The following is a 24,964-nucleotide window of genomic DNA, read 5'->3' as shown; positions in this document are numbered from 1 at the left end:
TTTTTGTGCTTTTAGTCTAAAGTCCAGTATATATTCGCGTCTGAATATTTAAAGCCTCTATCAAGGTGTTGAGCAAAATTCCACGCAGACTTGCTAATTCTATTAAATTATTGAGATACTCGGCTTGGAGTGTTTCTATCTGTTCAGTCAAGCCTAATAACTCTCCATATTCATAGCTTGTCAGCGTAGCAGCATCTTTTTTAGTTGTTAATCTCTCATGAGATGTTTGAATATCTAAAGGGATGGGTTCACTAATCTCTGCTAATAATTCAGCCTCGTATTCTAGCTGCTTTTTAATTTGGCGTTGTCTTTGCAGTGCTAGAACTTGAGATACAAAGTTATCTAAATCTTGCTGGTTTAATTGCTCAATAGCTTTGAGCAATTGTTGTAATGATAGTTGGATTTCAACTTTCACTGTTGACATTTGATGTATTTTGCCACCTAATTTCTAGGTATTCTACCAAGCGATCTATGAAATAGGGTGTTAACAAACTATGAAAAAGCACAACTCCAACCTTTCATGCAAATCTCAGCTGGAGTGTGAGCAAATAATAGCGATCGCTTGGTAGTTAAGTACTTTACATTTAACCTGATGATGAGCCAGATAAATCAAGGTCATTTCACTACTGCAATCAACAACAACAAGACCTAGTATCAATCTTAACCAAACCAGTGAGATGGTTCAAAACCAGGTTGGATTTTTTCGCAAAGATGATGACTAATCCAATCTGACTTATCTTTAAAAATGGTATAAATACCTTGATGAATCAAATTTTGTACATATAGTTGTTGTTCTAAAGGACTACGCGGCAACTTAGATTTAATTAATAATTCTTTGTCATTTTCAGAAAATGGAATATGTCCCTCAAGATTTGAGTAATAAAGGCAAGGAATACGGTTAAGGACAAAGTTAATTAATTCTTGGCGTAAATCAGGAATGGCAAAAGCTTGTTGGTAAGGGTTGTATGGATAGGTATCCAACACACTTTCAATCTCGCCTTGTACTGATTGCTGTGTTAATTTAACAACTGTTTGCATAACTATTCATCTCCTTTTTTTATCCAGTCAATAACTTGTCAGAAATAAAGTTTCTAGGTGGCAAAATTGACAAAATAACCAGCTAGAACTGATTGACATTAAGAGATGCTCTAACCCTGAATAGCAAATTTTATCTCGGTACAATTATCAAAGCTCTATCCTGTCTATTTTTAGTTAAAACTTATACTCAATGCTGGTATAAATCGTAGAAACAGCATTCAATAAAATGGATAAGTACCGTGTTTTATCTCTCTAATGTTAATTATCCAAAATTTTTTAGTCTGTATCGGTAAACTACACAAAACGCAGTAAAAGTTTTTGGGGATCAATTATTTTAGTAACGTAATAGAATTAATTGTTGCTAAAGATTAATCCGTGTAAATGCATGATGGTGTTTACATTACTTATAAATCTTTGCTACAGTTCTAGCTGAATTATTGCGATAGTTGAAATAGATGATTGAGAAAATTCCTTGTATTTATTACATAAATTGCCTCTATTAGCTGAAAAAGTAACATAAGATACTTAAGTAACCAGTGTATTCATAGATAAAATTATTCGGGAGAAAAGTTGAAAAAATTAACATCAGGTAAAGACCTTAGCTGTTGATTAATTTTCATAGCAGCAGTTATTCCAGACAGCATTGCACCTTCTACAAGATTGCCACCACACCAATCGCCACAACAGATTAAAGGTAGAGGAGTGTTAGCAGATAAAACCGTTTCCGGCCAGGGGCGACTAACAAAGGCATAGCGCCAGCGATGTACTTGCATCCATTCAGGAGTTGCTAACCAAGGAATTGTTAAGGTTTGGGCTGTATGTTGCAACATATACTCTCCAACTGCATTTAAATCTGCAGATTCTAGATGCTGTTGGGCAAAAGCTGCACTACTTTGCACTACAAAGTGTGGCTGTTGAGGATTGGGACGCTTGCTACTGTCTAACCCAATCCAGGCAATATCAGGATCGTCAACAAAAGTTAAAGCTTTCCATTCAGGAAGAGGTTGAGATGTAGAGGGATAACCTGCGATCGCACTAATACATGGTTGAAATTCTACAGAACTGAGATGTTCAATAAAGGTAGCATCTAAGAAACTACCGCCCAAAGGTGCGAAAAGAGCCAATGCTTGGGGTGCAGGAATTGCTACAACTAAGGCATTAGCTGTAATTTCCTCGTTACTCGATTCCAAAGTGAGCCGCCAGCTATTCTCAGTTGCATTTAGGGCAATTACACGCTGATTCAGCACAATATCCAACCCTTGAGCAATAAACTTGGCAATAGCGCTCATTCCCTGAGGAGCAACATAACGAGGGCTAAGGCTTTGGGGTGGAATAATGCCAATATCAGTTTTAAATTCGTAAACTGTATCTGTCCAAATTTGCAACACATTGGCATTGCATAATAAATCGACAAAACCTTGTAGCAATTCACCTTTGGGTTTGAGGTAACAAGCGCCATGATCTGCTGAAGTTCTTTGTAAGCGACGTGTTGCGAGCCTTCCGCCTAAACCACGAGATTTTTCGACAACTATTACCGAATATCCGGCTTTTCTTAACTGCTGGGCGCAGACTAAACCTGCCATCCCTGCACCAATTACTGCAACATCAATCATCAATTAATCGTCCTTGGTGAGAAGCGGTCATTGGTTATTATCAGATGACAAAGCTACAAAGACTACTAATTGTCTGCTGAAAGCTGGTAGTAGAATAAGGTACAGAAAGCAGCACGGAAGGGAGGAAGGGAAGTTGGATGAACTGAGGGCGGCTTTAGAGCTAGCAACTGAAGATGAATTGCAAGACTTAACGGCAATTCTGTTTAGTCGTAAGTTCAATCCTTTAGACTACGTTCACACACCTGAACCGATTGAAGTTCAAAGCCAAGATAGAAAAGCGTGGTTAGATACATTAGAAAATCGTTTTCGCTTTTTGGCTGCAGATGGGATGACAGTATTACGGGGACGCACCAGCCAGGTAACTTACCGACAAGCGCTAATTCAAGTATGTAAGTATTTAAAAATTCCTTATTCTAGCCAGCTAGCAACTGTTGATTTAGAAGCAGAAGTATTTTTGCATCTATTAGGGCAAGTCTGGAAAAAATTGCCCGAACAGGAAAAGCAAAAATTAACTGTCCGGGTACAGCGTCAGTTGATGAAATCGGAACTGAAACAACCCCTACCACTTTTATTACAAAAAGACCCTTTAGGATTAATTTTTAAAGGTGGTAGTGCTTTAGCCGTCACTTCTGTAATTCAACCCTTGTTATTGAAACAAATTGCTCGCCAATTTGCTACACATTTTGCTACCTATCAAGTAGCTAAAGAAGCAGCACTGCAAGGTTCAACAGTGGCGACAGCGCAGTTTCAAAACTATGTAGCTTTGCAAATGGCAAAGCGAGGTATGACTGTGAATGCGGCTCGTTATGGAGCAGTACGTAGTATCTTCTCTTTTGTTGGGCCAGTGATGTGGGCTTGGTTTTTTGCAGATTTAGGATGGAGAGCGATCGCTACTAATTACGGTAGAATCATTCCCACCATCTTTGCCTTAGCGCAAATTCGTCTCACCCGTACTGAATGTTGGGAGTTAGCTTGAAGCAAGCTGTTTATCATCCCAATCCGGCTTTGCAATTACCTTGGAATTTAACTCAATTGGGACTGATTTTTTTCCCATTGAGTCCCTTCCTGGGGGCTGTGTTGATAGTCTTGGCATCCTTAATTACTGTGGCACGCCAATGGAGCAAAATTATCCGTCGCCCTCTTAATTGGGGATTTGCACTGCTAAGTTTATTGTTAATAATTACGGCTGGTTTTGCCTATGACAAAACCACAGCTTACGTTGGTTTATTTAATTTCATTCCCTACTTTATTGTTTTTGCGGGATTGAGTGCCCTGTTTCAAAAAACCGCCCAATTGCGACAAATAGCTTGGATTTTAGTAATCGCTTCCGCGCCAATTACAATTTTGGGCTTTGGGCAGTTATTTTTAGGCTGGAATTTAGATTTAAAGTTTTTGTGGATTGTTTTAGAGTGGACGATCGCACCAGGAGGAACTCCCCCAGGGCGCATGGCTTCCATCTTAATGCACGCTAACACCTTAGCTGCTTACCTGGTAATCATGTTCACTCTTGGTTTAGCTTTAGCATTAGAACAGTGGCAATTAATCAAAAAGAAAACTCAAAATTCCTCAATCCCCAGTACCCATTACCCCTTATCCCCAGAGGGGGCCCCGAGTTCCCCAGTACCCAATCCCCAATCCCTCACCCCCCTCATCTTTCTCACTATCACGGGAATTCTTAACTTCATCGCCCTAATTTTTACTAACTCCCGCAATGGATGGGCGATCGCAATTTTTGTGTGTTTAGCTTATGCACTATACCAAGGTTGGCGGATTTTAGTGGGTGGTGTAGCTGCTATCGTGACTACTGTACTGCTAGCTGCATTTGCACCTTCTCCAATTGCCCAGTTCTTTCGCAACTTTGTTCCAGCTTTCTTTTGGGCGCGCTTAAATGATGATATGTATCCCGATCGGCCAGTGGCTTTAATGCGAAAAACCCAATGGCAGTTTGCTTGGAATTTAACTCAACAACATCCTTGGACTGGCTGGGGATTACGCAATTTTTTAAAACTTTATAAAGCCGAAACGCACCTTGGTTTAGGTCATCCGCACAACTTATTTTTGATGTTATCTGCGGAAACTGGATTACCTGCCACTCTATTATTTTGTGGTTTAATTGCTTGGGTTTTGATTGCATCTATAAAGGTTTTGCAAAAGCCACAATTTTTAGAGAAAGAAGACAGATTAATATTTTTTAGTTATGTCTTAGTTTTGTTGGGATGGGTACTCTTTAATATGGTTGATGTTACTATCTACGATTTCCGTCTCAATACGCTGTTTTGGTTAATATTATCTGCAGTTTGTGGATTAGTTTATCGCTATCAAAAAGACGCTAGAATTCAAGCGAAACAAGATGAGGGAACTATTTAATAGGTTTGGGGAAAGGGTTTCCAGAAAATAAATTATGCAATGGATCAGAGCAAATTTCATCTCCTTTTTTCGTTTTCAGCATGAAATACCTGTCTGCAATTGCATTTGATATTAGCTGCCAAATAAATATTGTCTGTATGCAACACCATTAGCTACATTAGCATCTGATTAACGTACCTAAAATTTTGTTTAACTAAGTGGAGATTTTAGATTTACTTTTAATAGTTTGACTATCATATTAATTAATTTAGCTGGCTCAATTGGCTTAGAAGCATACATATGAAAGCCGGCGGCTATGGCTTCTGTAGAATCTTCTTCTCTAGCATAGGCTGTTAACGCAATGGCTGGAATTTGCCCGCCTCGTTCTGCTTCCAGCAATCGGACTTTACGGATGAGTGTGTAGCCATCTTCCTCAGGCATCCCAATATCACTAATTAATATCTCTGGTGGATATTCTTGAATTGCTAAAATTGCTTCGTTAACTGAGCTAACGGCTCTAACTGTAGCCCCGGATTGCTGTAGTGCTGCTGACAGAAAAAGGCGTGTATCAGTATCGTCGTCTACAACTAGCAGTTGCACGTTATTTAGAGGTAATTGCGGTGAAGATACAGATTCTACAATTTCCGCCTTTTTTAAATTTTGTGACTGTTTTGCTGCTAAAAGCGGCAATTTCACCGTAAAAGTTGCGCCTTGCCCTTCACCAGCGCTATCTGCATAAATATTTCCGTGGTGTAATTCTACCAAGTGGCGGGCGATCGCTAATCCTAATCCTAGTCCTGTATGACTTCTGGTTGTACTACCGTCGGCTTGACGAAAGCGATCGAAAACATATCTGAGAAAGTCTGGTTTGATACCAATTCCAGTATCACTCACTTGAATTTGAGCGTAGTTATTGTCAGTGGAAAGGGTAATATCCACACGTCCGTTTTCGGGTGTGAACTTGATGGCATTACTAAGTAAATTCCAGACGACTTGCTGTAAGCGATCCGGATCGCCAGAAACCATAAAAGGTGAGGCTAGATGCTTTGCTAGAGAGAAATGGCCATTATCCTCTTTAGTTGGGGGGATGTTTGCTTTATCTGTAGGTGCAATGGCAGGTACCGCAAATTCAAAGGCAATATTTTTCGCCTCAGCTTGTAACCGCACTGTTTCTACTGCGGTTTCAATCACCGAAACTAGGTTTACAGGGCAAATATTTAACACCAACTTGCCGCGAATAATTCTGGAGACATCTAAAATATCTTCAATGAGCTGCTCCTGCAAACGTGCATTGCGTTCAATGGTTTCTAAAGCACGGGCTGTAGCTTTCTCATCAAGTTTGCGATTGCGGAGCAGTTTAGCCCAACCGAGAATAGAGTTCAGAGGTGTCCGCAGTTCGTGAGATAGGGTAGCGAGGAACTCATCTTTCATGCGGTTTGTAGCTTCCGCTTCCTTGAGTGCTGCTTGTTCGCGAATTAATTTAGCGCGTTCTTCCTCAGCTTGCTTGCGATCGCTAATATCTTCTACTGTCCCCACATAACCGATGACTTCGCCTTCATTAGAAAGCATGGGTGAGGAACGCAAAGTTAACCAGCGCAAAATTCCGGTGGCGGTAACAATACTAAATTCACTATAGTATTCTTGACCCTGTTGAGCCGCCGCCGACCAATCAGCAAATATCCTATCTCTATCTTCAGGACGCAGCGATCGCAACCAACCTTTGCCTAAACAATCCTCATCACAGATGCCTAAAATACTTTGGTAGCGGGGATTAGTATAAGTACAATTGCCGTCAATATCTGTAAGAAAAATGCCTACGGGTGAGCAAGCAGATAACGAGCGAAACTGTTCTTCGCTTTTTCTCAAATCGGCATTTAAGGCGGCTAGTTGGTTAGCTTGTCTTTCTATCTTTGCCGTTTTCTGAAATAAATCGACAAACGCCGCTACTTTCGATTTGAGGATTTCCGGTTCGATGGGCTTAAATAAATAGTCTACTGCGCCTAGGGAATAGCCTTTAAATACCATTGAATCGTTGGTACTAAATGCCGTCAAAAAGATGATGGGTGTATGACGCGATCGCTCTCGTTGGCGAATTAGTGTAGCCGTCTCAAAGCCATCCATTTCTGGCATTTGTACATCGAGCAAAATTACTGCAAAATCTTGATTGAGTAAACATCTCAAAGCTTGGGCACCTGATGTCGCCCTGACCAAATTTTGACCTAAACCTTGCAGTATTGCTTCTAAGGCCAACAAGTTTTCTGAGTGATCATCAACCAGGAGAATATTTACTGGTAATTCGGACGGCATTATAGGTATAGACTCCTAGGTAGACTAAAAACAAATTTCTACGCTATTTTATAGACTTTCAACCTTGGAAGAGGTATTTTACAACTGTCGTAGGTTACAAATTTTGCGAACTGAGGGAATAGGGATAAACAATTCAAAATTCAAAATTCAAAATTCAAAATTAAGAACTGTATGTGACTTTTGCCCAATGCCCCATGCCCCATGCCCCATGCCCATTACCTATACAACCAAACCCGCAATAGAGAAAGCAACTGTTCTGTATCTACGGGTTTGGTGATGTAGTCGGATGCACCTGCTTCAATACATTTTTCGCGATCGCCTTGCATGGCTTTGGCGGTGAGGGCAATGATTGGTAAAGCTCTAAATTGATGGTTTTGGCGAATCAGGCGAGTGGTTTCGTAACCATCCATTTCTGGCATCATGACATCCATTAATACAACATCAATATCCGGGGTGGTTTCCAAGGTGTGAATACCTTCTCTACCGTTTTCTGCATATAATACCTGCATTTGATAACGCTCTAGCATACTGGTGAGGGCGAATATGTTACGCACATCGTCGTCTACTATGAGTACTTTTTTACTTGTTAGTAAGTAGTCTCTCGCATGGAGTTGTTCGAGAATTTCCCGCTTGGGTGCAGGCAAATTGGCTTGGACTCGGTGCAAGAATAAAGCTGTTTCATCTAAGAGACGTTCAGGCGATCGCACGTCTTTGACAATAATCGTGTCTGCTATCCGTCTCAGTTCTGTTTCTTGCACTCGGTTTAGTTCTTGACCTGTATAAACAATTACAGGCAGATTTTCACCATGAGGTAGCTGCTTGATTTGTTCAATTAGTTCAAACCCAGTCATATCTGGTAGCCCTAAGTCGAGGACGAGGCAATCAAAATGCTGGGTGCGAATGGCTTCTAGGGCATCTGCACCTGTACCTACGGCAGTGGTAGTTACGTCGCTGTTACCAATTAATTCCACAATACTATGGCGTTGATTTTCGTCATCTTCGACTACTAGTAAGGTTTTCACCCGCCGTTCGATAAAACCTTTGATTTTGGTTAAGGCTTCGGAGATAATTTCGCTGGTTAAGGGCTTTTGCAGATATGCGATCGCGCCTAGTTGTAAACCGCGTTGTCGTCCTTCTTCCACTGTCATGATATGTACGGGAATGTGACGGGTGCGGGGGTTATGTTTGAGGCGATCTAATACTGTCCAACCATCGATTTCTGGTAAGCGGATATCTAGCAAGATGGCTGAGGGTAGATATTGCTGTGCTAGGGTTAGCCCTATTCTGCCGTTTTGGGCGGTAATCGCCTTAAATCCTTGCTGGCGTGCCATATCTAGCAGGATACGGGCAAAATTAATGTCATCTTCCACAATCAGCAGTACGCGATCGTCTTCTGCGAGAATAGAGCGATCGTCCATGAGGGATTGGGGATTGGGGACTGGGTACTGGGGACTGGTTTGTGTCCTGACTGATAAAGGTTCAGTACTTAGTACTCTCGACTCTGGAGAGAGTTGGGGGAGGTAGAAAGTAAAGGTGCTACCTTGATTGGGATGGCTGACAAGTTTAATTTCGCCACCAAATAGGCGCGCGATTTCGCGGCTAATGGATAAGCCTAAGCCTGTACCGCCATATTTGCGGCTGGTGCTACCATCAGCTTGTTGAAAGGCTTCAAAAATTACTTTTTGTTTTTCTGGTGCAATCCCAATTCCTGTATCGCTAACAGCGAAAGCAATCACATTCTGGGCACGATTTAAAGTTTCTTGAGATTGACTCCAGCCTTGTTTCGCCACTTCTACCCGCAAACGGACTTCCCCTGTTTCGGTAAATTTAAAGGCATTAGAAAGGAGATTTTTCAGGACTTGTTGTAAACGTTTGGCATCAGTGTAAATGGTTTGTGGTAATTCGGGAGCAAATTCCACGTTAAAGGCGAGTCCTTTATTTTGGGCGATTTGCCCGAATGTCCGCTCAAGTTGTTCACCCAACTCCGAAAATAACATTTGGTTCATGTCAATTGACATGGTTCCCGATTCGATTTTGGCTAAATCCAAAATGTCATTAATTAAGGTCAACAAGTCAGTACCAGCTGAGTAAATTGTCTGGCTATATTCCACTTGCTTGGTAGTGAGATTACCTTCAACGTTATCTGTTAACAGCTTCGCTAAAATCAGCAAGCTGTTGAGTGGTGTCCGCAATTCATGGGACATATTCGCCAGAAATTCGGATTTATATTTGGATGAGAGGGCTAACTGTTCGGCTTTCTCTTCTAAGGAACGTCTTGCTTGCTCAATCTCCAAGTTTTTCCGTTCCACTTCTTTCTTTTGCAGCGCTAACAACTCAGCTTTTTCTTCTAATTCGGCGTTGGTTTGTTGCAGTTCTTCTTGCTGTCCTTTGAGCAAATCTTCCGAAGCTTTGAGTGATTGAGCTTGCTGTTCTAGCCGCTTGTTGGTTTCCCGGAGTTCGTTTTGCTGAGTTTGTAGTTCTTCCGCTAAAGATTGGGACTGTTTGAGCAATTCTTCCGTCCGCATGGAAGCTGCAATTGTATTTAAGACGATCGCAATACTTTCGGTGAGTTGATCGAAGAATGTTAAATGTATCTCACTGAAGCGGCGGAAGGAAGCTAATTCAATTACGGCTGTGACTTGTCCTTCAAATAATACAGGTAACACAACAGCATTAAGTGGTGAAGCTTCCCCTAAACCAGAACTAATTTTGACATAATCACCAGGTACTTCTGTTAACAGAATCCGTTCTTTTTCCAAAGCACATTGTCCTACCAAACCTTCACCCATGTAGAAGCGGTTGGCTAAATGTCGGCGTTCACGGTAAGCATAGCTACTCAGTAATTTGAGGAATGCTTGATTATCTGCGGCTTCCATCATGTAGAATACGCCATGTTGCGCGCCTACTAATGGCGCTAGTTCCGAGAGAATGAGTTTAGAAACTGTTTCTAAATCACGCTGACCTTGCAGCATTCGCGTAAACTTCGCCAGGTTAGTTTTCAACCAATCCTGCTCAGTATTTTTCTGGGTAGTCTCCCGCAGGTTCGCAATCATTTGGTTGATGTTGTCTTTGAGGATAGCGACTTCCCCTAAAGCTTCCACCGCAATCGACCGAGTTAAATCGCCTTTAGTTACGGCTGTTGCAACTTCTGCGATCGCCCTTAGCTGTGTAGTTAAAGTTGCAGCCAGTTCGTTAACATTATCTGTCAAATCTTTCCAAGTTCCCGCCGCCCCAGGGACTCTGGCTTGACCGCCTAGTTTTCCTTCGATTCCCACTTCTCGCGCTACTGTGGTTACCTGATTGGCGAAGGTGGCTAGGGTATCAATCATTTCGTTGATGGTTTCAGCTAGGGTTTCAATTTCGCCCTTCGCATCCAGCATTAATTTGCGTTTCAAGTCCCCATTCGCCACCGCCGTTACCACTCGGGCGATACCGCGCACCTGGGCTGTTAAGTTACCCGCCATCGAGTTGACATTATCGGTCAAATCCTTCCAAGTACCCGCCACACCTTGAACTTGCGCTTGACCGCCTAATTTTCCTTCCGTTCCCACTTCTCGCGCTACCCGCGTTACTTCCGAAGCGAAGGAACTGAGTTGATCCACCATTGTATTGATAGTGTCTTTCAACTCCAAAATTTCCCCGCGCACATCCACGGTAATTTTCTTGGATAGGTCGCCATTCGCCACCGCTTTGGTAACTTCTGCAATGTTCCTCACCTGGGCTGTGAGGTTCCCCGCCATTGAGTTGACATTGTCGGTCAAATCTTTCCAAGTTCCCGCCACCCCTCGGACGTAAGCTTGTACCCCCAATTTACCTTCGGTTCCCACCTCCCTTGCTACCCGCGTTACTTCCGATGCAAAGGAATTTAATTGATCAACCATTGTGTTGATGGTGTTTTTCAACTCCAAAATTTCACCCTTGACATCTACAGTGATTTTCTTGGATAAGTCGCCATTCGCCACCGCCGTTGTTACTTCTGCGATGTTCCGCACTTGGGCTGTCAAGCTTCCCGCCATGAAATTCACGCTGTCGGTGAGGTCTTTCCACGTTCCCGCAACTCCTTTCACCTCAGCTTGTACGCCCAATTTACCTTCGGTTCCCACCTCCCTTGCTACCCGCGTTACTTCCGAAGCAAAGGAATTTAATTGATCCACCATCGTGTTGACGGTGTTTTTCAACTCTAAAATTTCCCCTTTGACATCCACAGAAATTTTCTTCGAGAGGTCGCCATTCGCCACCGCTGTGGTAACTGCGGCGATGTTCCGCACTTGGGCTGTCAAACTTCCCGCCATGAAATTCACGCTGTCGGTTAAGTCTTTCCAGGTTCCCGCGACACCACGCACATCGGCTTGTACGCCCAGTTTCCCTTCACTTCCCACCTCTCGCGCTACCCTGGTTACCTCAGATGCAAAGGAGTTTAACTGATCCACCATGATATTGATGGTGTTTTTCAACTCCAGAATTTCGCCTTTAACTTGCACAGTAATTTTTTTGGAGAGGTCACCATTGGCGATCGCAGTTGCAACTTCTGCAATGTTCCGTACTTGATCGGTAAGGTTCCCCGCCATCATGTTCACCGCACCTGTTAAGTCTTTCCAGGTTCCCGCCACACCCCGCACTTCTGCTTGTACGCCTAATTTACCTTCCGTTCCCACTTCTCGCGCTACCCTAGTTACCTCAGACGCAAAGGAACTGAGTTGATCCACCATCGTGTTGATAGTGTTTTTCAACTCCAAAATTTCCCCTTTCACATCTACAGTGATTTTCTTAGATAAGTCGCCAGTCGCCACCGCCGTTGTTACTTCCGCAATATTCCGCACCTGGGCTGTCAAACTTCCCGCCATAAAGTTCACGCTGTCGGTGAGGTCTTTCCACGTCCCAGCCACACCTCGCACATCAGCTTGTACACCCAGTTTCCCTTCACTTCCCACTTCTCGCGCTACCCTGGTTACCTCAGATGCGAAGGAGTTTAATTGATCCACCATTGTGTTGATGGTGTTTTTCAACTCCAAAATTTCGCCCTTTACATCCACAGTAATTTTCTTGGATAAGTCGCCTGTCGCCACCGCCGTGGTTACTTCCGCAATATTCCGCACCTGGGCGGTCAAACTTCCCGCCATGAAATTCACGCTGTCGGTGAGGTCTTTCCATGTTCCCGCAACACCACGCACTTCTGCTTGACCGCCTAGCTTTCCTTCCGCACCTACCTCTCGCGCCACCCGCGTTACTTCCGATGCAAAGGAGTTGAGTTGATCCACCATGATGTTGACGGTGTTTTTCAACTCTAAAATTTCGCCTTTCACATCTACGGTAATCTTCTTGGAAAGGTCACCATTCGCCACCGCCGTGGTCACTTCCGCAATATTACGTACTTGAGCCGTCAAATTTCCTGCCATTAAGTTGACGTTATCAGTTAAATCCTTCCACGTACCCGCCACGCCGCGAACTTCCGCTTGTACGCCGAGTTTCCCTTCCGTTCCCACCTCTCGCGCTACCCTGGTAACTTCCGACGCAAAGGAATTTAACTGATCCACCATTGTATTAATGGTGTTTTTCAACTCCAAAATTTCACCCTTCACATCCACAGTGATTTTCTTGGATAAGTCGCCATTCGCCACCGCCGTCGTCACTTCTGCGATATTTCGCACCTGTGCTGTCAAACTCCCCGCCATGAAATTTACGCTGTCGGTGAGGTCTTTCCACGTACCCGCCACTCCGCGCACTTCGGCTTGACCGCCTAATTTTCCCTCCGCGCCTACTTCCCGCGCTACCCTTGTTACTTCCGATGCAAAGGAGTTGAGTTGATCCACCATGATGTTAACGGTGTTTTTCAACTCTAAAATTTCGCCTTTGACATTTACCGTAATTTTCTTAGATAAATCGCCATTCGCCACCGCCGTGGTCACTTCTGCAATATTCCGCACCTGGGCTGTCAAATTACCCGCCATCAAGTTGACGTTATCGGTCAAATCTTTCCAGGTTCCCGCCACACCTCTAACTTCGGCTTGTACGCCCAGTTTCCCTTCCGTTCCTACTTCCCGTGCTACCCTGGTTACCTCAGACGCAAAGGAATTGAGTTGATCAACCATCGTGTTGACGGTGTTTTTCAACTCTAAAATTTCGCCTTTAACATTTACAGTAATTTTCTTTGATAAGTCACCATTGGCGATCGCAGTTGCTACTTCCGCAATATTACGTACTTGAGCAGTTAGATTCCCCGCCATCAAGTTGACGTTATCGGTCAAATCTTTCCAGGTTCCCGCCACACCTCGAACTTCTGCTTGCACTCCCAACTTACCTTCAGTTCCCACTTCCCTAGCAACCCTGGTAACTTCTGATGCAAAGGAACCCAGCCTATCTACCATTGTGTTGACGATATTGGCAGTTTGCAGAAACTCTCCCTTCAGCGGTCTACCTTCAATTTCTGGTGCGATGGTTTGAGATAAATCGCCATTAGCTACAGCCCTAATTACCCTTGTAGTTTCTGCTGTTGGCTGCACTAAATCTGTAATTAGCGTGTTCACAGAATTAACGCAACTTAACCATGAACCACGCACATTTCCCAAAGAAGCACGTTCCGAGACTTTGCCATCTTTACCAACAACATTACCGATGCGCTGTAACTCTGCCGCCATGCGCTCATTCTGGTCAATAATATCGTTGAGTGTATCGGCTATTTTTCCGGCAATTCCTGTTTGGTCAATCGGCATTCTTGTGGAAAAATCACCTTTTTTAACGGCATTTAATGTTCTTAATAGTTGTTTTAAATCTAAACTGTCGCTTTCTCTAGTTAATTGTTCAGTGGACATAGCCTTATCCTTGAGTAATTTATATATCTTTGATCCCCGATTTTATTTGCGGGGCTAGTGTTAAGTTCATCATTGGCACTCTTTGCTTTGGGGAAACTTAACCCTATGCTGAAACCCATTAAATAAGGCTGCTGCCAACACTTCTTGGAACACCATCTAGCCAATCATAACTTTTTCATAATCCTTAAGGTAGCTGCTAAAAGCAGATTTTTTACGGGATATATATCAGTAGTTTGATTGCCTATTTCTTTAGACATATTCCTAAAGGAATATTATTCAGTGATGACAGGTTAATATCTCTTTGCGAATCGCAATACTTAGAACAAAAAATGCACTAAAAATGCCATCAGTACGGATAAGTTGAATTTCATCCTAGATAGAGGGATGTAATTACATCAGATCAACTTGTAACGTTGCTGTTCAATTCTTTATAAACTGAGATGTTTATTTATTAATTTCATAAACTTTAACTGATTTACGGAGATGAAAAATTCAGAATAATTACTCTATTTATTTTTTAAGTATTTTAATAAAAATGAATTATCCCTAATAGGGATTCGACAGAAATCTATTACTTCTCTTCAGAAATGAAAGTTAAAAAAATATCCAGCTTTTTAAAAGTTGCTATCACCACAGTTGGGATTCTTTCTGTAGCTCAAGGAGCTTATGCTGGTAGTTTAACGGGATCAGCATTTAGCATATCCTTAGAATGTTTAAACGATAGTACTGGTCTCCTCTTAGGAAAAAATCCTACTGATGCTAATGGTTGGCAGTATGCATTTGATTCCAATAAAGATGGGATGAATGGTAACTACTGGGTTGGTGCAGCAGCTGGACAAGTAAATCCCTATGATATTTCCGGTATGGCTGTCAAAGAAACTGCTGACAGCGTAATTATTGCGATCAACGGCAATATGAAGTTAACCGGAGAAGCCGAATCCGGCGCTGCTGGTGGTCAGATTGGTTATGGCGACTTATTCTTTAATATGTCTGGCAAAACCTTTCTAAATGCGATGAATAGCGGAGATTTATATGGTATCCGCTTCGCTTCTGCGAATGCTTCTGGTGTACAACAACTTGGTGTTTATAGCGGGGTTCAAGCAAAAACTGTTACTGACATTAAAGAAGGCTATACCCAAGCTTATGGAGGTTTAGCAGGTGGTTACAATTCCTATGAATCTCAAGTTCAGAGAGGTAGTGGTACTGTAGGTTACGGTGATTTAACTAGCGGTTACTTTACTAATAACGGACAGAATAACAGTTTTAACCTGAATGAAATAGCTTCTGGAAAATATCTCACTGGCATCTCATTCCTATCCCAAGGAGCGATTACACAAGAACTTCTGAGTACTGGCTACGATAGCAGCAAATTCCAAGGTACGCAGACTATTGCTTTCCAATTTAGCAAGTCTGCTATCTCTCAAGCTGTTCCTGAATCTTCTACTGTTGCTGGATTGACAATTTTTGGATTAGCTTTTGCTGGTAGCCAAATCCGTAAAAAGCATAAATTTAGTGCAAATCAAAAACTAGCATAATTCTAATCTGCTAAATCAAGCAGCAGATTTAAATCTGGAAATTCCCATTCAATCTCACTTTCTCAACTGATATAGCAATCCAGTTTGATTCTTGAAATTACTTGCATAAAAACGGGACAAGGGACGGGGAACAGGGGACAGGGAATAAAGATATACCTAGCTTTACAAAAATCAAAGACGATTCCTATCCATACCTGATGTTGTCATCACAACAACATCAGGCATTTTTTTCTCAATCATCCCTAGATTAGCCAGGTGAACTGGACAAAAAACCTCTAATCTTAGGTTTGGCGATCGCTTATCAAAATTTTTTGTCAATCCTTCTTGACTATTCGTAACAATACTGTTAAATTTAGTTACATAAGTTAAACCCAAAGCAAGCACAGCATATATAACACCAACGACACAATACCTTTATTTGTGGCAGCTGTTGTTTTGCTTGCTTCAACTGTTAACTCAAAGTTTTCCTTTTCAATCGCTGTATCTAATCGTCATTTTGACTTCTCTATAGCCTCGGTGGTTAACCGAGGTTTTTTATTAGGAGATGAGGGGGCTGGGAAAAGCAACGGGGCAGAGGGCAGGGAGCAGGGGGAGAAATAATTAATGACAGACACCAATTACCAATTACCCATTAACAAACACCAATTAACTATTTTTCGGTTTACGCACTTTTTTAGAAACAATCGGCCCGAGAACTTGGTTGAGGCTTTGCAATTGTTCTGCTGTACCCATGCAAATTAGGGTGTCTCCAGGCATTAAAACAGTATCACCAGTAGGGCCGCCAATTAAATTACCATCAAGGCGGCGGATAGCTAAAACTAACGCCCCAGTTTGCGATCGCAGTTTTGCTTTTTGCAAACTTTGTCCCACAAAAGGGCAAAAAGCTGGGTCAAGTAAAAATTCTTCCATATACAGCTGGCGGTCTGTACCTGTGAGGATACCATCAACAAAGTCTAAAATCTGGGGTCTGAGGGCTGCAGCTGCCATTCTCTTACCGCCAGTGATATAGGGAGAAATCACCGCATCTGCACCAGCACGTTGTAACTTCTGCAAAGCTTCTTCTGTACTTGCTCTTGCGATCGCCCGAATTGCTGGGTTAAGTGTTTTTGCTGATAATACAGTATATAAATTTTCTGCATCCGAAGGTAGAGCAGCAACAATACACATCGCTCTTTCTATGCCCACTTTTAAAAGTGTGTCATCTAATGTAGCATCACCTTGGAATACTACATAACCTTCTGTTTGCGCTCTTTGAACAGATTCAACCTCAGAATCAATGACGACAAAATTTACACCTTCAGCCCGAAATTCTTTGGCGATTTGGCGACCTGTGCGACTAAACCCACAAATAATGTAATGTCCTGATAACGATTCCATTATGCGCCTCTGTTGCCGTAGTCGAATTCCTTCTTGAAAGTAGCCTTCAATCACAGCTTCTGTAAATCTATTGACAATGTAACCGATATTGATGACACCCATCAAAATTAAGGCGATGGTAAATAACCTGCCGCGATTACCCAGTGGGTGTGTTTCGCCATATCCCACAGTCGCCAGGGTAATTACCGTCATATAAGCAGCATCTTCCCATGACCACCCCTCCACCAGGCTGTACCACACAGTCCCAATCATGAAAACACAACCAAGAGCGATCGCTCCTGCCATCAACTCCTTTTGGATACGTTGATATTTTTGCTCAGGCATTGAGTACACAATTCTTTCACCTCTGCCAATGGTTAGGGAATAAAGGGACTGGGGACTGGGGATTGGGGACTGGGGACTGGGGACTAGGGATTGGGGACTGGGGACTGGGAAAAGCAACGGGGCAGGGGGCTGGGAGCAGGGGGAGAAATAATTAATGACAAACACCAATTACCAATTACCCATTACCCATTACCAAACCCCAGATGACAAATGACAAAATCCCAAGAAAATAGTCGATATTTTGGAAGGTTTCTAGGACACTAGTAGATAACTATACGATCGCAGATTTTCACAAGGAGCGGTAGTGAGCATAGAAACTCTGGTTGACGCAGCCACCATCCCCCCACAGTCAAATACTTTACCATCTAGTCCGTTTGACCCCAACAGCTTTAATGAAGCAGTTATGTCCACCTATGGGCGATTTCCTCTCGCTCTAGAACGGGGCGCAGGATGTAAGGTGTGGGATACTGAGGGGCGGGAATATTTGGATTTTGTGGCTGGAATTGCTACTTGTACTTTGGGACACGCCCATCCAGCAATGGTAGAAGCGGTTACACGGCAAATTCAAAAGCTGCATCACGTTTCTAATTTGTATTACATTCCCGAACAAGGTGAATTGGCAAAATGGATTATTCAACATTCCTGTGCTGATCGCGTATTTTTCTGTAACTCTGGTGCGGAAGCTAACGAAGCAGCAATTAAATTAGCACGAAAATACGCCCATACTGTATTGGAAATTGAAAGACCAATCATTTTAACTGCTAATGCTAGTTTCCACGGGCGGACTTTAGCGACAATTACCGCAACTGGACAACCCAAGTATCAAAAATACTTTGATCCCTTGGTTCCTGGTTTCCACTATGTGCCATACAACGATATTGGCGCTGTAGAGACGGCGATTAGCGAACTTGATGAAGGTGACTACCGTGTAGCTGCGATTCTTTTAGAACCGTTGCAAGGTGAAGGTGGTGTTCGTCCTGGCGATATTGCCTACTTTAAAAAGCTACGGCAGATTTGCGATGAAACTGGCATTTTGTTGATTTTCGATGAAGTGCAAGTGGGAATGGGACGCAGTGGGAAGTTATGGGGTTACGAACATCTCGGTGTGGAACCGGATGTTTTCACCAGTGCAAAAGGACTGGGCGGCGGTATCCCTATCGGCGCAATGATGAGTAAAAAATTCTGCGATGTTTTTCAACCAGGGGAACACGCCAGCACATTTGGAGGTAATCCTTTTGCTTGCGGTGTGGCGCTAACTGTCTGTCAAACCATCGAAAAAGAAAATATTTTACAGAACGTGCAAGATAGAGGAGAACAACTGCGAAATGGCTTAAAAGCGATCGCAGCTAAATATCCCAATCACATTGCTGACGTTCGCGGCTGGGGTTTAATTAACGGACTCGAATTGCAAGCAGATATCACGCTAACAGCAGCTGATATTGTCAAAACTGCGATCGCAGAAGGTGTATTGCTAGTACCAGCCGGGCCAAAAGTCGTCCGTTTTGTACCACCATTGATTGTCACAGAAGCCGAAGTCAACACAGCCTTACAAGCCGTTGACAAAGCTCTGGCGACTGTCAACGCGTAGGTTATGGTATAACAAACACAATTAATCTAGGGTGGGCACTACTGGCAATCTAGCTGCGAGGCAAATATCTGGGCAATGCCCATCCTACTTTTTACTTGGAACTAATGGCAGACATTACAAAAGTGCGATCGCTACAGCATATTGCAAATACATCAGGCATCAAAACTAATTAATCAGATAACTCTTAATGTTCCTGTTCAGGAGATTTAGTCATAAATATTTCTTGTTTCCCGGTTTCCTAGGAAAATTTTTGATGATATATTTATATCCTCTTTGCCGTATCAGGTTACTTATACCAATTAGTAAAAATATGCCAACATATTCAACAACCAAAATTTAGATGATATCGAAGTCTATTAACTTTTAATTTTGAATTGGTATTAGTAGTATTCATTCTTGATATTGTGAATTGTCCCTGTCTATTATTATGCGTGGGTTGATTTGTGAAAGTTCTTGTTTACTGTAAGTACTTTAGTTTCAAGAATCCACTAGACAAGCCAAAGATGGAGACGTTTGTTGTGGATTTGCCACAAATTCCTAGAATTGGTGAAACCATTGTGGTTGAGAGAATGTCACCAACTAAACAATGTGTCATTATTTTTGAATATATTGTGACTGCAGTACAGTTTAATGCCTCCAACGAATCAGCCGATACACCCAATGCTAGGGTAAACGCCTGTTTAAATCACTGTTGGGAAGGGACATCAAATTTCAAAGTAACAAACTTTTTAGAAAAATAATTTCAGGATTGATACAACTGATCAATATAAGAATTTGATTTAGGCAAAATATTATACCAATGTGAAAAAAGAATGCGACAGATTGTAGGGGCACTGGCAATGCCCTGCGCTCTAGAATATTATTGATGTGTCGCAAATATTATTTGATTTTATATCACTTAATAAAGGTGCATTAGCTTCAGCGTAACACACTCTACTAGCGTGAATTTGCCAAAGCAAATATGACTCATATAGCTAGGGTTGATATTGTCTGATATCTAGGGATTTTAAAAGTATTTCTGAGCCACAACTGCAGCTTGAATGGTAAATCATTTCTGCAAACATGCAATCAGAAAATGCTGAGAAATATTCAACAACAAACTCTAAAATTAGTTACAGTTCTTATGACACTGTCTATCTCTAGATTAGAGAAATATACTTTTTTGCCAACAAAGTGAGGAGATAAAATTTAGCCTTATGTACGATTGTATCATCGTTGGAGCCGGGCCATCTGGTGGAACAGCCGCATATCATTTAGCCAAGCGGGGTCACTCAGTATTAATTTTAGAAAAAGAATCCTTGCCAAGATACAAACCTTGTGGTGGTGGGGTATCCCCAATAATTGCTCAATGGTTTGACTTTGATTTTAGCCCAGCAATTTCGGTGAAGGTAGACTCTTTGCGCTTTACCTGGAACTTAGAAGACCCTGTAGAAGCGAAAATACCTAATAAAGAACCGATTTGGATGGTACGGCGAGATATTTTTGACCATTTTTTAGTTCAGCAAGCACAGAAACAAGGGGCAGAACTCAAAGATAAAACTGAGGTAACTGGTATTGAGTTTCAAGGTGATGCTTGGCAGGTAAACACCGCCAACGGCCCAGTTACAGGTCGTTACTTAATCGCGGCTGATGGTGCTAAAGGGCCAATGGCAAAATGGCTGGGTTTTAAAGACCGCAAACGTCACTTAGCAGGCGCTTTAGAGGCAGAAGTTCCCGCCGATGTTGAGAATACATCAATGGCTCATTTCGAGTTTGGGATGGTCAAAAATGGCTATATTTGGAACTTTCCCAAGGCTGATGGCTATTCTCTAGGCGTTGGTACTTTTATTGGTGGCGCACCCCAAGATTTTAAGAAAATTTTGGATGATTACTCTCAATCTTTTAATGTAGATGTCAAAATCTGCAAGCAATATGGTCATCCTATTTGCTTGTGGAATGGTAATCAAAAGCTACATACTCAAAATGCTATTTTGGCTGGGGAAGCAGCTTGTGTAGTTGACCCCATGACAGCAGAGGGTATTCGTCCTTCAATTTTTAGCGGATTGCTAGCAGCCAACGCTATTAATGAGGCACTTGCAGGCGATATCAATGCTTTAGAAGCATATACCAATGCTATTAACGAACAATGGGGTACAGAAATGGCATGGGCACAAAAATTAGCTAATGCATTTTATCGTTTCCCCAAAATTGGTTACAAAGTCGGCGTTAAAAGCCCCACTGGTGCCCAAACTATGGGTAGAATTCTCTGCGGCGAATTGCGCTATGCCGATGTTGCAAGTCGGGCGCTGAAGCGGTTGATTCCGGGGTTTGGGGGATAGGGGACTGGGGACTGGGGACTGGGGATTGGGGATTGGGGATTGGGGACAAGGGGAAAAGGAGATAAATACGATTACCAATTACCAATTACCAATTACCATGCCCAATGCCCAATGCCCCATGCCCATGATCAGAAATATTGTTTCAGGAACTTGTAGTTACATGAGGTCATCGTGAAAACTACAGGTTTCTTGAAAAATCAATATATATGCCAGCTAATAAGCCTCAATATCAACTGACTGCACCTATATGCTTATTTTTATTAGGAACTGCGTTGTCTCAAACTTTGACATACGCAACTTTAAACTCAAAAACTGACAGTCGTAATTCCGCAGTCGTCGCCCAATCTTCTCTCAAGCCAGCACCTCAAGAAATTGTACAAGAGGGTGAAGTCCGGGCTTTACCTGGCAAGCTGGATAATATACCTGTATTTAATAGCAATAGCCCAGAATGGGTTAAAAATGAAGGCATTTTGCTGTCTACATTTCCTCCACAAGGGAAAAAACTTGCGGCGGCCCATTTAAATTTTCCCTTTTCCGGACGCTTTGATTTATTTGCTCACCACTATACCCACACTCCTAAGAATTTACAGACGCTATACCTGGGTGTAATTGTGAATAATCCTGGTAAGCAAGCTGTAACAGTAGATGTATTGCAAGCGGCGAGTTATTTAATGCAGGATGCGCCGTTTCTAACGTTGGGGCCTTACATTGACAATAACGATGGTAAAGCTTTTTCTGGGCCAGGTAATCGCGCGGCTGGTGATGTATTGCGGGGAGTTCGCCAAGCTGATTTTCCAGCGAAGCTGGTAATTCCGCCAGGAGAAAGCCGAATGCTGCTGAATCATCCCATTCCGGTGAAAAATCTGGAAAAGCCTGTAAATGGTCGCTCTAGCTTTATGCGGTTGCGTAGTAGTGGCAAAGTCTATACAGCTAGTTTAGCAATGTTTGCGAAGAAAAACGCGGATGGAAGCGATCGCGCTCCTACTCTCACAGAATGGCAAGCTTTACTTAATAATGGTAACTTTGCTGGGCCACGAGATAAAACCCCCACTCCCCCAAATGCTACAGGTGGTGCGCTGATTTATGGGCGTGTAGCTGGCATATCCCAGGGTTCGCAATGGCAAGCATCTCTTACAGATAACCCCAAAGCCCAAACTCTCACAATTCCGCAACCAGGTAAAGCAATTTCTTATCCTATTGCCACTCTTAAAGGTGGACGTTTAGGTAGCGAACAAAACCAAACTGCAAAAATGTTAGTCCGCTATCCAGATACCGCCTATGAAGCGCACGGTAATTATGGTGTGGAATATAACCTCAGTTTACCTTTGAGCAATACAACTAACCAAAATCAGAAAGTTGCTATCACTTTAGAAACACCATTAAAGGAAGATAAATTAGCTAAAGGAAATCTTCGCTTCCGCAAACCATCCTTAGATTTTCCTTTCTTCCGGGGTACGGTGCGGCTACGCTATACCGATGACCAAGGGCAAAAACAAACGCGTTATGTACATTTATGGCATAGAACAGCACAGGTTTTAGAACCATTACTACAGGTGACGCTACCACCTGGAAGTAAAAAAATGGTACAGGTAGATTTAATTTATCCGCCAGATTCAACACCACCGCAGGTATTGAGTGTGAAAACGCTGGCGAAATAAATACGACAAAGCCAAGTACAATGCAAAAATGCGATCGCCTTGTGCTTGGTTAATTGAGCAATTAGTCTTAAATTCACGATTAGTCTATTATCTTTGAGGTTCTAAAACTTCCACCTCATGAGCAATGCTTGCAGGATGGGGAACAGGTAAACCCTTTTCTAGCATTCCCTCAATATGAAATTCAATGGCTTCTGCAATCATTTGCTTAACTTCTTCTAAGGTTTCACCCACAGCTACACAACCAGGTAAATCGGGGACATAAGCGCCGTAGCTAGTTTCTCCCTTTTCAATCACAACTGTATAACGCATTATTCTTGTTATTTAACCAATTGGGCGATTTCCGGGATTGACTGCGTGAATATATTCACTACCAGAATGTGGTCTACCACGTTTATATTGAGCTTCTTCGGGTTTACCCCATCCCAACTGCAAAATAATTTCTAGGAAGTTGGAATTCTCCCATTTCCATAAACTTGCCCATTCTGTGATTTGAGCAATTCTTTCAACATCTAATTTATTAATTTGCTGGTATTGCTTGCTATTATTAAAACTCAAATATAAGTCCATCTCTGCTGTGACTTCATACCAAAATTCTAAAATAGAATTTTTGGCAGTATGTAGTATTGCCAAGTCACTTATGATAGCTATTAACTCATGATCTATTTTAGGATATTTTAAGGTTTTGCCTTTAACATTCACTTCATGCCAGATAATTCCTGAGACATGATTTTCTCTTTGATAATCGTGAATCGCAGCTTTAAAATCTTGATAGGCAGTGAATTTTTGTAGCCCATCGCTTCTGATAAATTGGTCAATTAAAGGATTACCAGAGACCGTGACTTCTAACTTCAAGCGTTCACCCTTCAGGCAAGCTTGACGCTCATCTGCCAAAATTTTTATAAGTTCTTCGGTAGTGTAAACCTTTGACATCAGAACACACTCTAAATTAGTTAATTGCCATTTGTCATTGGTCAATTGTCATTTGTCATTCGTTATTTGTTATTTGTCATTTGTTATGGAATATTGCTGATTTATTATGGGTTAAGTTTATTAATGGCTAAAGTAGATTATTAGAATATTATGATTTAAGCTTATAGGAAATGCAGTATCAGATATAGCAGTCTTAATTGTTTGACATGATAAAAACTAAGGGCAGACCAATTTGGTCTACCCTGAAAGTTATTTACTTAACTCACTACTGAACTCATTGAAAGAACGTCGTTTTAACTGCACTGATTCGGTGCGTGGTAGTAAATCAAACACCTCACGAAAGCGATCGTCGATTTCCTCAAAGGGAACTTGACCCTGCTTATTTAAAACTACTTTGCCTGATTGATCTAACACCACAACTTGAGGAACAGCACCAGAGTAGTAATATCCTACTTCCGTAGGTGCATAAGTTTTTTGAGCAGGGATGGTATCTACACTAATGGGGATAATCTCTGCGGCTTTACCATAGAATTCCTGTACCCGTGAGATTGTAATGGCATATTCCTTACAATCTTTGCTGTCATCAACATAAAAAGCTAAAAAAGCGGGTTTATGCTCTTCTAAAGTCTGTGCTAGTGTTTGTCTTGGTGGAACCAGTGAACCATTACCAGCATAAACCACGAAAATATTGCCATCAAAATTGTCATCTTTAATACCAGCAAATGCTGGCTGGATATTGATAATGAACAGGCAAACAAGCAATACCAAAGCTTTGTAAACCAATCGTTGCCAATTGGCTATTTTTTGTAAAAACAGAGACTTTATCCCATTCATCAAAACAAACCTTGAAAGCTACAATTTGTCAGTTTGTGCTGAATTCAGCCAACAGCGCTGGATAGATGATTACGTCTACGCACTAATTTTTAAGATAACGCCTATGGGGACGGGGGAGTAGTGGGGATTGGGGATGAGGGAGATGAGGGAGATGAGGGAGATGAGGGAGATGGGGGAGAAATAAATAATTTTTGAATTTTGAATTTTGAATTTTGAATTTTGAATTCCCTTCAGGGTTTGGCTGGCTTTTTGTGCGAGGATTCGCTAAACTCTCAAGATTAATTTAA

Annotated in this window: 17 protein-coding genes; 7 read left to right on the top strand and 10 right to left on the bottom strand. The window is 42.1% G+C overall.

Annotation, left to right across the window (positions count from 1 at the left end; translation table 11 throughout):
- Positions 1–16: 16 nt before the first annotated feature.
- The 3 genes from AACU25_RS04455 to AACU25_RS04445 form a co-directional block, all read right to left on the bottom strand.
- Positions 17–424, bottom strand: coding sequence for an STAS/SEC14 domain-containing protein (locus AACU25_RS04455; RefSeq protein WP_190445740.1), 408 nt, complete (start codon positions 422–424; stop codon positions 17–19).
- 236 nt (positions 425–660) lie between these two features.
- On the bottom strand, positions 661–1,038 hold the full coding sequence (locus tag AACU25_RS04450; RefSeq protein WP_096574087.1) for a hypothetical protein: 378 nt from the start codon (positions 1,036–1,038) through the stop codon (positions 661–663).
- A gap of 554 nt (positions 1,039–1,592) precedes the next feature.
- Complete coding sequence (locus AACU25_RS04445; RefSeq protein WP_096574086.1) at positions 1,593–2,651, bottom strand: NAD(P)/FAD-dependent oxidoreductase; 1,059 nt, start codon at positions 2,649–2,651, stop codon at positions 1,593–1,595.
- 133 nt (positions 2,652–2,784) lie between these two features.
- On the opposite strand from AACU25_RS04445, the gene AACU25_RS04440 reads away from it, so the two are divergent.
- Entirely contained in the window at positions 2,785–3,627 is an 843-nt protein-coding gene (locus tag AACU25_RS04440; RefSeq protein WP_096574085.1) for a YaaW family protein, read from the top strand.
- Positions 3,609–5,018 (top strand): O-antigen ligase family protein, encoded by a 1,410-nt coding sequence (locus AACU25_RS04435; protein ID WP_096574084.1) that lies wholly within the window; start codon positions 3,609–3,611, stop codon positions 5,016–5,018. The genes AACU25_RS04440 and AACU25_RS04435 overlap by 19 nt, the downstream gene beginning before the upstream one ends.
- A 189-nt stretch (positions 5,019–5,207) precedes the next feature.
- Here the strand turns inward: AACU25_RS04435 and AACU25_RS04430 are convergent, their stop codons facing one another.
- Both AACU25_RS04430 and AACU25_RS04425 read right to left on the bottom strand, forming a co-directional pair.
- Entirely contained in the window at positions 5,208–7,304 is a 2,097-nt protein-coding gene (locus AACU25_RS04430) for a hybrid sensor histidine kinase/response regulator (protein WP_096574083.1), read from the bottom strand.
- 215 nt (positions 7,305–7,519) lie between these two features.
- Positions 7,520–14,113 (bottom strand): HAMP domain-containing protein, encoded by a 6,594-nt coding sequence (locus AACU25_RS04425; RefSeq protein WP_096574082.1) that lies wholly within the window; start codon positions 14,111–14,113, stop codon positions 7,520–7,522.
- Positions 14,114–14,700: 587 nt separating this feature from the next.
- On the opposite strand from AACU25_RS04425, the gene AACU25_RS04420 reads away from it, so the two are divergent.
- On the top strand, positions 14,701–15,648 hold the full coding sequence (locus tag AACU25_RS04420; RefSeq protein WP_096574081.1) for an XDD3 family exosortase-dependent surface protein: 948 nt from the start codon (positions 14,701–14,703) through the stop codon (positions 15,646–15,648).
- Between the two features lie 171 nt (positions 15,649–15,819).
- On the opposite strand, the gene AACU25_RS04415 is transcribed toward AACU25_RS04420, so the two are convergent.
- Together AACU25_RS04415 and AACU25_RS04410 are read right to left on the bottom strand one after the other, a co-directional pair.
- A complete protein-coding gene (locus AACU25_RS04415; protein ID WP_190445739.1) occupies positions 15,820–15,966 on the bottom strand; it encodes a hypothetical protein in 147 nt (48 codons plus the stop codon).
- 327 nt (positions 15,967–16,293) lie between these two features.
- Positions 16,294–17,358, bottom strand: a complete 1,065-nt coding sequence (locus AACU25_RS04410) for a potassium channel family protein (protein ID WP_321206676.1) — start codon at positions 17,356–17,358, stop codon at positions 16,294–16,296.
- A gap of 295 nt (positions 17,359–17,653) precedes the next feature.
- Here AACU25_RS04410 and AACU25_RS04405 point away from each other — a divergent pair, with 295 nt between their 5' ends.
- From AACU25_RS04405 to AACU25_RS04390, 4 genes are all read left to right on the top strand, one after another.
- Positions 17,654–18,937, top strand: a complete 1,284-nt coding sequence (locus AACU25_RS04405; protein WP_096574080.1) for an aspartate aminotransferase family protein — start codon at positions 17,654–17,656, stop codon at positions 18,935–18,937.
- Between the two features lie 518 nt (positions 18,938–19,455).
- On the top strand, positions 19,456–19,677 hold the full coding sequence (locus AACU25_RS04400; protein WP_339382002.1) for a hypothetical protein: 222 nt from the start codon (positions 19,456–19,458) through the stop codon (positions 19,675–19,677).
- 456 nt (positions 19,678–20,133) lie between these two features.
- Entirely contained in the window at positions 20,134–21,255 is a 1,122-nt protein-coding gene (locus AACU25_RS04395) for a geranylgeranyl reductase family protein (protein ID WP_096574078.1), read from the top strand.
- 206 nt (positions 21,256–21,461) lie between these two features.
- On the top strand, positions 21,462–22,913 hold the full coding sequence (locus tag AACU25_RS04390; protein ID WP_096574077.1) for a DUF3370 domain-containing protein: 1,452 nt from the start codon (positions 21,462–21,464) through the stop codon (positions 22,911–22,913).
- An 87-nt stretch (positions 22,914–23,000) separates the two neighbouring features.
- On the opposite strand, the gene AACU25_RS04385 is transcribed toward AACU25_RS04390, so the two are convergent.
- From AACU25_RS04385 to AACU25_RS04375, 3 genes are all read right to left on the bottom strand, one after another.
- The gene (locus tag AACU25_RS04385) at positions 23,001–23,222 is read right to left on the bottom strand and encodes a type II toxin-antitoxin system HicB family antitoxin (protein WP_096574076.1); all 222 of its coding nucleotides are present in this window, start codon (positions 23,220–23,222) and stop codon (positions 23,001–23,003) included.
- A gap of 12 nt (positions 23,223–23,234) precedes the next feature.
- Entirely contained in the window at positions 23,235–23,843 is a 609-nt protein-coding gene (locus AACU25_RS04380) for a hypothetical protein (protein WP_096574075.1), read from the bottom strand.
- Between the two features lie 249 nt (positions 23,844–24,092).
- On the bottom strand, positions 24,093–24,677 hold the full coding sequence (locus tag AACU25_RS04375) for a thylakoid membrane photosystem I accumulation factor (protein WP_096574074.1): 585 nt from the start codon (positions 24,675–24,677) through the stop codon (positions 24,093–24,095).
- Positions 24,678–24,964 lie beyond the last annotated feature (287 nt).

The organism is Tolypothrix tenuis PCC 7101 (assembly GCF_963874875.1).
Lineage (GTDB): Bacteria > Cyanobacteriota > Cyanobacteriia > Cyanobacteriales > Nostocaceae > Aulosira > Aulosira tenue.
This window is presented reverse-complemented; position numbering and strand designations above follow the sequence as displayed.

Coding starts and splice junctions, on each gene's coding strand:
- AACU25_RS04425 (WP_096574082.1), bottom strand. CDS start 14,113: ATGTCCACTGAACAATTAACTAGAGAAAGCGACAGTTTAGATTTAAAA.
- AACU25_RS04380 (WP_096574075.1), bottom strand. CDS start 23,843: ATGTCAAAGGTTTACACTACCGAAGAACTTATAAAAATTTTGGCAGAT.
- AACU25_RS04445 (WP_096574086.1), bottom strand. CDS start 2,651: ATGATTGATGTTGCAGTAATTGGTGCAGGGATGGCAGGTTTAGTCTGC.
- AACU25_RS04435 (WP_096574084.1), top strand. CDS start 3,609: ATGTTGGGAGTTAGCTTGAAGCAAGCTGTTTATCATCCCAATCCGGCT.
- AACU25_RS04420 (WP_096574081.1), top strand. CDS start 14,701: ATGAAAGTTAAAAAAATATCCAGCTTTTTAAAAGTTGCTATCACCACA.
- AACU25_RS04395 (WP_096574078.1), top strand. CDS start 20,134: ATGTACGATTGTATCATCGTTGGAGCCGGGCCATCTGGTGGAACAGCC.
- AACU25_RS04430 (WP_096574083.1), bottom strand. CDS start 7,304: ATGCCGTCCGAATTACCAGTAAATATTCTCCTGGTTGATGATCACTCA.
- AACU25_RS04455 (WP_190445740.1), bottom strand. CDS start 424: ATGTCAACAGTGAAAGTTGAAATCCAACTATCATTACAACAATTGCTC.
- AACU25_RS04450 (WP_096574087.1), bottom strand. CDS start 1,038: ATGCAAACAGTTGTTAAATTAACACAGCAATCAGTACAAGGCGAGATT.
- AACU25_RS04390 (WP_096574077.1), top strand. CDS start 21,462: ATGCCAGCTAATAAGCCTCAATATCAACTGACTGCACCTATATGCTTA.
- AACU25_RS04385 (WP_096574076.1), bottom strand. CDS start 23,222: ATGCGTTATACAGTTGTGATTGAAAAGGGAGAAACTAGCTACGGCGCT.
- AACU25_RS04375 (WP_096574074.1), bottom strand. CDS start 24,677: ATGAATGGGATAAAGTCTCTGTTTTTACAAAAAATAGCCAATTGGCAA.